The organism is Azorhizobium sp. AG788 (assembly GCF_943371865.1).
In the GTDB taxonomy this organism is placed as follows: domain Bacteria; phylum Pseudomonadota; class Alphaproteobacteria; order Rhizobiales; family Xanthobacteraceae; genus Azorhizobium.
The window spans coordinates 1-10,663 of sequence record NZ_CALRWL010000030.1 but is presented as its reverse complement, the minus strand read 5'-3'; the positions used below and the strand labels follow the sequence as shown (position 1 = coordinate 10,663).

5 protein-coding genes are annotated in these 10,663 nt (G+C 63.0%); 3 read left to right on the top strand and 2 right to left on the bottom strand.

Annotated elements, in window-relative coordinates; translation table 11 throughout:
• Positions 1-41 precede the first annotated feature (41 nt).
• Entirely contained in the window at positions 42-716 is a 675-nt protein-coding gene (locus AAG816_RS17040) for a YoaK family protein (RefSeq protein ID WP_341990857.1), read from the top strand.
• Between the two features lie 42 nt (positions 717-758).
• Here AAG816_RS17040 and AAG816_RS17035 read toward each other — a convergent pair whose 3' ends face one another.
• Positions 759-2,384 (bottom strand): Na+/H+ antiporter, encoded by a 1,626-nt coding sequence (locus AAG816_RS17035; protein ID WP_341990856.1) that lies wholly within the window; start codon positions 2,382-2,384, stop codon positions 759-761.
• 388 nt (positions 2,385-2,772) lie between these two features.
• On the opposite strand from AAG816_RS17035, the gene AAG816_RS17030 reads away from it, so the two are divergent.
• Complete coding sequence (locus tag AAG816_RS17030; protein ID WP_341990855.1) at positions 2,773-3,033, top strand: hypothetical protein; 261 nt, start codon at positions 2,773-2,775, stop codon at positions 3,031-3,033.
• Between the two features lie 81 nt (positions 3,034-3,114).
• Here the strand turns inward: AAG816_RS17030 and AAG816_RS17025 are convergent, their stop codons facing one another.
• Positions 3,115-8,235: an AAA family ATPase gene (locus AAG816_RS17025; RefSeq protein WP_341990854.1), complete on the bottom strand. Its 5,121-nt coding sequence runs from the start codon at positions 8,233-8,235 to the stop codon at positions 3,115-3,117.
• 1,555 nt (positions 8,236-9,790) lie between these two features.
• On the opposite strand from AAG816_RS17025, the gene AAG816_RS17020 reads away from it, so the two are divergent.
• Complete coding sequence (locus AAG816_RS17020) at positions 9,791-10,627, top strand: alpha/beta hydrolase (RefSeq protein ID WP_341990853.1); 837 nt, start codon at positions 9,791-9,793, stop codon at positions 10,625-10,627.
• The last annotated feature ends 36 nt before the right edge of the window (positions 10,628-10,663 follow it).

The window sequence follows — 10,663 nt, the reverse complement described above, 5'->3', positions numbered from 1 at the left end:
CTCCGCGCGCGGCGGCGTGCTCGGGCTTCAAGGAAACCGAAATGCTGGATCAGACGGAAGAAGCGCAGCAGGCCGCGTCACGCTTTCCAGACATGCCGTTTCTGTTTGCGGTGACGACGACGGCGTTTGCCGGCTTCCTCGACGCCATCGGCTATATGCAGCTGTCCGGCCTCTATGTGTCATTCATGAGCGGCAACAGCACCCGTCTCGGCGTGGACCTGGCGCAGGGAAATATGGCGGTTGTTTTCCAAAGCGGATGCGTGATCGCCGTCTTCGTTCTCGGGGCATTTGCCGGCACTGTCATCGCCAGCCAATTCGATCGGCCGTCGCCGGCGCCGATCCTTGCCGCCGAATTTGGCCTGGTCGCGATCGCCTTGCTATTGACGCAGGCGCAGGTCGGCTTTGCCGCTCTGCTGCCGGTGGCTGCGGCCATGGGTCTGCAGAATGTGCTGCACCATACGGTCTCCGGCGCGGACCTGGGCAAGAGTTTCCTGACCGGGACCTTGTTTGGCATTGGTCAGGCCCTTGCCCATTACGTGTGTCGAAAAGGTCGTGCGGCGGCGGCCATCGTGCAGTTGGCATGCTGGCTTGCTTTCGTGGCGGGCGTCGTCGGCGGCGCGTTGGTCATCACCTCGGTCAGCCTGCGCGACGCGCTGCTGCTTGCGCTCTTATTGCTCGCGCTGGTGGCCGTGATCGCAAAGTGCGCCATCCGCTGAATTCTGCTTCGCGCGGGAGGTGCTGCACGCTCCAAAGCGCGGTCAGACCTCGTATTGCGCTTCGCGCAGATCGAGTTCGCGCAACAGTTTCTGTGCGAGATCGCTGCGGATCTCGTGATTATGAACCATCTGCACGATGACTTGTCGTTCAGCCTTGAGGGCGGCCACATGCAAATGCCCCTCGGCCCGCCGGTCCTGGCCGCGCGCCGGTGCGCTCGGCACGGTGGGCCGAAGGCGCCGCAGGCGGCGCTGATAGAAGTCCGCAACGCATGCCGCAGCTTCAATGGCATTTTCAGCGGGCTGGCCCTGGGCATTGGTTGCGGTGATGGCCGCAAGCGCCGCGTCTGCTGCAGCTTTGCGCGCCCGGCCCTCGGCTGCGTCGTCATTGGGTTCGGCGGGCAAGCGAACATTTCGCAACAGGACGGGCAGCAACAGGTTGGAAAGCAACAGCGATGCGATGATCGCGCTGCCAGCCAGAAAAATCACGAGATCGCGGGCGGGGAAGGGCGATCCGTCCCCCAAGGTCAAAGGCAGGCTGAGGGCGCCGGCGAGCGTAATGGTGCCGCGCACGCCGGCGGCCGACATGGCCGCCACCAGCCGCCAGCTCGGCCGCTGAAGGGCATGCCCAGGCACGCGCCTGAGGACCAGCGGCAGCGTCACGGTGATCCACACCCACACGAAGCGAAGGGCAAACAGGGCGACGGTGATCACCAGCGTGTAAACGGCCAGCCACCAGGGCTGGACATGGCCGCTCTCCACAGTTCCCGAAAACGCCTTCGTGACGATGTGCGGCACTTGCGCCCCAAGCAGGAGAAAGATCACGCCATTCAAGGTGAACTGCACCGTGTCCCAGATGGTACTGCGGCGGACCCGCGTGATGGCGAGCGTCCGCCCATTGATCTCCATCTCGCTCATCATCATTCCGGCCGCGACCGCGGACAGCACGCCGGAACAGCCGAGGTGCTCCGCCAGGAGATAGGCGCCAAAGGGCGTCAGGAGGCTGATGAGGATCTGCGACGAGGTGTTCTCGCCCCAGCGGTCCGCCACCTTGATCTTCAGCGTGGTGACCACCCAGGTGGTGGCAAGGCCGATGGCGATACCCGCGACGGCGATCCACGCAAAGGCCGCGATGGAGTCCCAGAGAGAGAATGCTCCGGTGAGGGTGGCGGATACGGCGAACCGCAGGCACACGAGCCCCGAGGCATCGTTGAACAAGGCCTCGCCCTGAAGGATGCGGAGCAGGCGCGTGGGAATGGCCACATTCTGCATCATCGCGGTCGCGGCGACCACGTCCGTCGGCGAGAGCACCGCCGCAAGGGCGAACGAGACCGACAGCGGCAGGCTCGGGATCATCGCATGAAGCAGCAGCCCGACCCCGAGAACGGTGAAGAACACCAGTCCCACCGCGAGCGACAGGATGGTGGTCATGTTCTCGCGCAGGTCCTCCCGGGACACCCGCCATCCGTCGAGGAACAGCAGGGGTGGTAGAAACAGGAGGAAGAACAGGTCTGGATGCAATTGGCGGCCGACTCCCGTGGCCAAGCCAATCGCCGCGCCGGTGGCAATCTGGACCAAGGGCATGGCGATGCGATCGCCAAGGGCCCGCGCCAGCCAATGGCTGGCAACCACGCCGAGCAGCATCACCAAGACAACGTCGATGTCATTCATTTCCGAGCCACGCCAACGCCCACCCATGCGCATGCTGGACCAGCATTGCACGCCTGTATTTCCCCAAGACACGTCGGTTGGCGCGATACGCACGCTCAACGGGCGGACATCCAGGGGGGCGCCGCACGCCCGTCACACCCGCGGATTTGCTAAGGGCGACGCGCCGTCCAGGCCACGCCAGTGCGCGGGCATGGGACAGCGCCTTGGCCGGTGGAGCTCAGGTGCTCACCGATCTCCGCACGTCCGCCGAAAGGCGGCCCCCCGGAGCGAGCGGCCATACGAATGTTTCGACGGGGTAGGCTGCAGTATTAGCATCGCACACCACCGTAGAATACGCACCGGCGCGCGAACTTGTTAGCTTTCACTCACTCAAAACGGAGTGAGCGACATGAACATCAAGCGTAACATCATCGTCCTTGGAGCCGCTTTCTTCATCATGGGCAGCGCCACCGCGGCGTTTGCCGGCCCCTCCATCGGCCCCGAGAACGCCCAGGAATACGCGGTCTCGGCCCAGGATACCCCGTTCCTGTTCGGTCAACCCCAGACGCAGCCCGCGCAGCTGCGCCAGAATCACAATGCCGACCAGGGCGCGCTGATCGCCCCCGCGGATCCGCATTGGGGTCCGGCATTCGATCCCGACGTTGAGTGAGCATCTGATCAAAATGGACGGCCGGGGACTCCGACCGTCCATTTGCCCTCCGGTGCGCGTCCTGGCGCGGTCGCCCAGGGCCTACTCTCCGGCGTCAATGGGCAGCTTGAAGACGAATGTGGTCCCGCCACCCTCTGCCGAGGACACGTCCAGCGAGCCGCTATGGGCTTGCATGATCGAGCGGCAGATCGCCAGACCCATGCCCATGCCCTTCGACTTCGTCGTATAGAAGGCCTCGAAGATCCGCTTCTGCGCATCCGGCGTGATCCCGCTGCCGTTGTCTCGGACGGAGACGACGATGTTCATGTCTTCAAGACGCGATGTGATCGTCAACTCCCGCCGCTCCACCGGTACGAGGGTCATGGCGTCGACGGCATTCGTCACGAGGTTCAGGATGACCTGTTGCAGTTGAACCGGATCGGCAAACACCGGCGTCGGATCGACCGCCAGGTCCGTGGTGACCCGCACTTCGTGCTCCAGGATCTCCGCCTCGGTGAGGCGAAGAACATTGCTGATCAGTTTGTCCATCAACGTTGGTTGGAGTTCCGCCGGCGCCTGTTTGGCCAGCGCGCGAAGCGCCCGGACGATCTCCGCGGCGCCGAGCCCGACCTTCTGGATGCTCTCCAGTCCCTGGATCGCCTCGGAGATGTCCGGCGTCTCCCGCTTGAGCCATCGCAATCCGGCCCCGGCGTGGGACACCATGCTGGCGAGCGGCTGATTGATCTCATGGGCGATCGACGCCGCTAACGTGCCCATGATCGTCAAGTTCGAGGTCCGAGCGAGATCCGCGCGCGCGTTGCGAAGAGCGGTCTCCGTCTGTGCCCGGCGCGCATTCTCCGCCACCAGCTCGGAATAGAGCCGCGCGGTCTCGATCGAAATCGCCGCTTGCGGCGCGAGGATCTCGATCATCGAGATCCGGCTGGCGCTGAACACGCCCGGTGCCAGATTGTTCTCCAGATAGAGGATCCCGATCAAGACCCCATGGCGCATGAGCGGCAGGCAGAGCAGCGAGCGCACCGAGCGTTCGGCCAGTCCTGCCCTGTGGATCTCCGGCGCATCGGTTTGCGCATCCGCCAGCGACAGAGGCTGTTTGGATTTCACGACACTGTTCAAAACCGAGATGGGAATGGAGCGGGCAGTGGGGGCGGATTGGGCAATGTCCACGATCACGTCGGACCCGACAATCCGGCCAACGGCTTCGATGACCGGCTTGCCCTCCCGCATCAGCAGCAGGAGCCCGTATTGGGCGCCGGCATGAACAATCATGTTGCTCATCAAGGTTTCCAGGAGGCGGTCCAGGGTGGTCTCCTCCGAGAGCGCCTGGGCCGTCTTCATCCCGATTTCCATATCGAGCGCGATCTGTCCCCCGTTGGCGGACGTGGCGGTGTCCTGAACGGGTTCGCTGGTCAGGAAGGGGTGCAGTGCCTCCAGATGGCGGACCTTTCCGGTGGCCCCCCACCGCCGGTAGCAATCGTGCGCGGATCGGAAATGCTGCTGTCCCGACAGTTGAAGGCCATTGGCCTCGCACAGCATGCCGGCGAACTCGTGCGCCAGGGCCTGTTCGTGGATGAAACCACCCGTTGCGGCCGCACTCGCGGACTGCTCGTAGCATTTCAGTGCGAGCAAGCCGTTGCCCCGCAAGCGCGCCAGTTCGGCATCCACAAACAACAGCTTGTTGCGAAAGGTTGCGGGATTGAGCGCCGACCACTCCGCGATTTTCTCCCGCCTGGCGGAAATCTTGTCGATGGCGCCAAGGGCATTGGTCGAGGCGTCGGAATCGTGAGCCGAGGCCAGGACAGAGAACAAGTAGCAATCGCAGACATTGATGTGCGCCGGCGTCGACCACGACAGCTCATATGCGGTCATCAGACGGAGTGAGGCATCGTCAAAGTCCCGATAGAAAGTTGCCGTCATGCCCGCGTAGAGATGGGTCCAAAATATGGTCGGCGATGAATCGCTCTCAACATGGATTTGATTATCCTTCGTTACCCTGTGGTAGTTTCGGCGATAATCATGTTTCGTATAGGCTTCGATCAGGCTTCGAACATGTTGCTTTTGAGAGTCGATAATGATTTCAATATCTTTATATTGAATCTGCCGGGTTAGCGCCAATCCGTGCTCGATCTCCTGTTCCACAAGGCCGAGAGGCACGCCCATCACGAGGAGATCGGACACGATATGGTTGCAGGCGTAGCAGGCCATCCCGAGGTCGCCCATCACATAGCCCGCGGCCACCGCCTCGCGCGCATGGGTGAGCGCGTAGGACAAAGGCTGCGTCCATGGACTGACCTGGTCCATGGCCACAAGTGCGGCGGTGCGCTCCGCCTGATACCGATGCCGCTCGACCAGTTTCAGCGCCGCCTGTCCATAGGCAAACCCGTCCTCATAGGCGCTGTACAGGCTGGCGATGAAAACGCCGAACCATGCCAGGCCGTAGGCAGAGGCAGGCGTGGACCCATGCTGCAGCGTGAGCTCGACGATCTTGGCCAGATGCAGGAAGCTCAGCCCGTCATTGAGGAAAAACGAGGCGATCAGCGTGCTCAACAGCGCCATCGCCGCTTCGGCCTCGGTATTGTCGGTGGTCGCCAGTTGCCCCAGCTCCGAAATGGTCCGGCCGGCAAGGGCGGCTCTCACGGCCTCGTAGGCCTGGTCCAACTGGGCGCGCGAAGGCTCTCTGCCGAGGTGAATGCCAAGGAGATCGAGACCCGCGAGCGCGGCGATGATGGCGCCTTCATAGTCCGAACGCAGCGTGTGCAGCGTGGCCTTTAGTCGGTAGGCTGCGGCCTTGTCGATATTGGACGTGGCATGGGTGAGCAGGAGATCGGTCTCTCGGCTGGCATCGCCCAGTTGCGCTTGCGCGATCAGACATTCGCACTGGAGCTTCTTGAGCGCATAGGCCACCGCGTAATGATCGGACCACCAGCTTTCATCCGACAGGCCGCGGGCGATCACCAGATAGTTCGACGCCTGATCGATCGCAGCCGAGTTCTTGGCCCGCCGCGCGGCGGTGATCAGGGCCATGACGAAGGACACGCGCACGCTGGGCGTCAACTCGGTCTTGGCGGCACGCTCGATCTGGTTGGCGATCTCAAATGCAAAGTCGTAAACCTGATCCTGCCAGATGTCGGCCATGATCCGGGCGATGCGGGCGTGGGCATGGGGGCGCTCGGCCGGAGCGGTCAACGCATAGGCAGCTTCCAGGATCCGGTCATGTGAGAAGATGTAGCCCGCGCCATCGCGCAGCAACAGTCCGGCCTCGAACAGGGGCTGCGCCTTGCGGCGGATCTGGTCCGGGCCGATACCGGTCACCAGTGACAGCAGCGCCTCATCACAGCGGGGGCCGATGCAGGCCAAATGGCGCAGGATGTCGCGGCCGTCCTCGGGCAGCCGCTCGAGACGGCGGACCATGAGGTCGATGACGTTGTCCGCATGATCGTAGCGGGCAACCTCGGCCCCGTCCCAGGTCCAGCTCCGACGGTCCGCCGCATAGAGGATGACATTGTCATCCACCAGTGTGCGCAGCAGCTGATTGACGAAGAACGGATTGCCCGCCGTCTTCTCATAAACCGCGCGCGCCAGCGGCGCGACGTTCGCTTCCTCGTCATTCATGCCGCGTGCGATCATCTGCGCGACATCACTCACGGAGAGGGCGCCCACCTCAATGTCCGTCACGTCCAGGGCGCTGCGCCGAAGCGCGGGCAGTACCCCTCCTGGCCCGACGAGGTGTCCGGCTTCCTGGTCACGATAGGCCGCCACCAGCAGGACATTGCGGGGGGGATCAGCGGCGAAGGTCTTCAGGAACGCGATCGTAGAATCGTCGGCCCACTGCAGGTCGTCGAGGAACAGGATCAGCGGCGTGCCTTCATCCACGAAAGCGGAGATGGTCTGCTGGATCGCCCGATGGACGCGCGTCTGCGCCTGCTGCATGGGCCCGTCGGCGAGCGGCGCCGAGCGGCCGATGATGAGCTCCATCTCAGGCACGAGCTCCGCAATCATCTCGCCTTGGCCGGCAAGCCGGGCGAGCATGCCCTCGCGCGCCGCGTTCAGTTCTGCCGGGTCGCCGGCAAGCAGCCGCGCGGCAAGGGATCTGATGGCCTGTGCAATCGGTGCATAGGGAATGTCCCGTTGCATCTGATCGCTTTTCCCGGCGGCAAACTGGGCCTCGGCTGAACCGATAATTCGAGCCACACCCTCCACGAGCTTGGATTTGCCCGCGCCCGCAGCGCCGGACAGGAAGGCAATCTCGCTTTGCCCGCTGTCGACAACCCGGCGAAAGGCATCGGCGAGTGTCTGGGTCTCGGCCGCGCGGCCGAACAGGTTTTGCAATCCCCGAAACAAGGTCTGGGGCTCCGCGCTTCCCAGATCGAAGGGCTCAATGCGCCCCATGGCGCGCCAGTCCATCTGGCAGCGCACGAGGTCCGCTTGCAGCGCGGTGGCACTTTGGTAGCGGTGGGCCGGGTCCTTCGCGATCAGCTTGAGGATGATCGCGCCGAGGGTCTCGGGTATCTCTTCGCGCAGGATGCTCGGGCGCGCCGGCTGCACGGCGACGTGGGCATGCAGCCAGCCCGCCGGCGAGTCGGCTTTCAGCGGATATTGGCCCGTCAGAAGCTCATAGAAGGTCACGCCCAGGGAGTAGAGGTCGCTTCTCTCGTCCCCATAGGGAAGATCCCGACGGGCCTGCTCCGGCGCCATGTGGGCCAGAGCATCCGGATCTAGCGGCAGGTCCGACCATATGGCGTCTCCTCCCGTCAGGACGCCATATCCAAAGGACGCCAGGCGCACGCGTCCGTTACCGTCGTCCAGGAGGCTCGCGGCTCGGATGTAACGATGAAGGACCTTACAGGCATGCGTCCGGGCGAGTGCGGCTGTGGCTTCCACCGCGACCGACATGAAGCGGGCGATGTCCATGGGCGCGGCGCTTGCGGCCGACTGGAGTGAAACGCCGCCCCTGTCCTCGAAAATCAGAATGAGATCGGTGTTGCCGCGGATCATGGCGACTGGCGTGTGCGCCCAACTGGCGTCCAGCTCCTGCCCCAGCGTGTGCTCATTTTCAAGTCGCCGGCAGGCATCGACGGACTTCCAGCGAGCGCTCGCCGCCAGCCATGTCTTCGACGTGGAGGGGTCGACTAAACGGTGATGCGAAATGTCATGCTCGGCGTGAAGAAGCTCCCGAGTGCATCGATTGAACCAATCGATATCCAAGCGTAAAGTCCCGGTGTTCGCAGGAGCATTTCCCATTAATTCCATCATTTTCGATCACGCACTCGCTATCCCGGTCGCTGTTTCTTTTATGTCGCACTCTCAAGGGAAGGAAAAAGGCGCCGTCCATGCAAGATAGTTAGCGGTTCACATGAACAATGCAGTGACCCGTCCAACCGCGGTCGGCCCCTCGACGTGGGCAAAGGTGACAGATGGGCGCGTGGCAAATGGGGCAGGGTCGCACAAAGCCGAGCAGGTCCGGCGCCCAATCCAGGCCGCTCATTGAGCCGGACCGGACCGCAATCCCAACGGAAAGCCATGGACGCACTCGGGATCGTCCGCATGAGGCAAAGGCCTGACTGAGGCAAAGGTCTGAAATGCCCGATCTCCTGGGTCGGCGCCCCTTGCGCGTCCCCCTCCCGCTCGCTGGCGTCGCACCCGCGGGCGTCGCACATGACGCACCGGCGGACTTGGAAACCGCGTGCCACGGAGCTGGAGTATTTCCCCGCTTCTTTGAATCGAAGAAATTCTCTCTCAATCTGTTTTAATCGGGTTCCTTCACGCAAACCGGTAGCCATTTCGCTGGAAAACGCTCTGGGGCGGGGCAGGCGACTCTCGCTTTGGAATGCCGCGGGTGCCGAGCGATGTCTTCCGCATTCGCACGGTCCTTGGCCATCGCGTCGACCCAGGCTTCCCTCATTTTGGCGCGACGGCAATGGGGGCGGCGTAAGGGTGGGTTTCGAGCGTCTTTGCTTTTTCGTGGCGCTCCTTTGCAAAGGCGGCGAGCCGCACATATCGAGCGATACCACTCATGGGATCGGTCGTCTTGCCCAGCGCTCCCAAACCGGGAGCGGTTGATGCGTGTGTCGCGCGTGGGTTTCGATCTTGAAACATCTCCAGTGGCGACCAGCCTATGGTGCTGCGCCGGAGGGGGCAACCAGCTGAATGGCTAGCGGGATCATACCTGCGTATGTATGGGCGCCGCTTGATCCGGGTCGGATGAACGGGTCGATGTCGCGGCATCTCCATTGGGAATGCATCGCCCGTCCGCGCGAGATCTTCCAGTGGCAAGGGCATCCCGCGCCCGTGATCCTGATCCGTGTTCGCCGGATCGGAATGCGCGCGGTTGAGCCGGCGTACGCGCTGCTCGGGTGGTCGTGGATGGGGGCGTCGCCAGAGGTCGAGCGCCTCATACGTTGATATGAGTTTCGAATACGTTGGTAGTCGCTCGCAAAACGATCGGCTAATTGGATGTGTTGTTCGACGTCACTATCAAATGTGATGAGCGATGAGCGGGCGTGAGGCGCGGCAAGTTCGACGATTATTGTCCTCAATTGAAGATGAATGACTTCATCACTGTTGAGGTAATATTTAACGAGCAGAGGCGGGCCTCGGACTCTGATCGCAAGAACCGGGGGCGCTGTTGTCGGTCTGGATCACACTCCGATCGGCCTGAGCGGCGAGGTCTCATACTTCGAGGCTTCCCTCGGCTCTTCCAGTGGTTCGCATCACATCTCCACGCTGCACTCGCGTGATGACCCAGCAAAAGGATCAAGTCATGGCTTTCGTAAAGACCAAAGATGGTGTCGAAATCTTCTACAAGGACTGGGGTCCGAAGGATGCTCAACCCATCGTCTTCCATCACGGCTGGCCGTTGAGCTCCGACGACTGGGATGCCCAGATGCTCTATTTCCTTGGAAAGGGCTTCCGCGTCGTCGCAAGTGATCGGCGTGGCCACGGGCGTTCGAGCCAGGTGAGCGAGGGCCACGACATGGATCATTATGCGGCCGACGCCGCGGCCGTGGTCGAGCATCTGGACCTGCAGAATGCGGTCCATATCGGCCACTCCACGGGCGGGGGCGAGGTCGCGCGCTATGTGGCCAAATATGGCCAGCCGCAGGGCCGTGTCGCCAAGGCGGTGCTGGTCAGCTCCGTTCCCCCGCTGATGCTCAAGACCGAGGGCAACCCGGGCGGAACGCCCATCGAGGTGTTCGACGGCTTCCGCTCTGCGCTCGCAGCCAACCGCGCCCAGTTCTATATCGACGTCGCCGCCGGCCCGTTCTACGGCTTCAACCGCCCCGGCGCGAAGGTCTCGCAGGGCGTGATCGACAATTGGTGGCGCCAAGGCATGATCGGCAGCGCCAAAGCCCATTACGAAGGCATCAAGGCGTTCTCCGAAACCGACCAAACCGAAGATCTCAAGGCGATCACCGTCCCCACCTTGGTCACCCAGGGTGATGACGATCAGGTCGTGCCTTACACCGACGCCAGCCTCCTGCAGGTCAAACTGCTGAAGAATGGCACGTTGAAGATCTATGCGGGCTTTCCGCACGGCATGCTGACCACCCATGCCGACGTGATCAATCCCGACCTGCTCGCCTTCATCAACGGCTGAGCCGATGCCGGTGGCCGGTCGCCGTTTCTGGCGACC

Bases quoted from the DNA above. Each gene is read 5' to 3' on its own strand.
- AAG816_RS17040 (WP_341990857.1), top strand. From the start codon at position 42: ATGCTGGATCAGACGGAAGAAGCGCAGCAGGCCGCGTCACGCTTTCCA.
- AAG816_RS17035 (WP_341990856.1), bottom strand. From the start codon at position 2,384: ATGAATGACATCGACGTTGTCTTGGTGATGCTGCTCGGCGTGGTTGCC.
- AAG816_RS17030 (WP_341990855.1), top strand. From the start codon at position 2,773: ATGAACATCAAGCGTAACATCATCGTCCTTGGAGCCGCTTTCTTCATC.
- AAG816_RS17020 (WP_341990853.1), top strand. From the start codon at position 9,791: ATGGCTTTCGTAAAGACCAAAGATGGTGTCGAAATCTTCTACAAGGAC.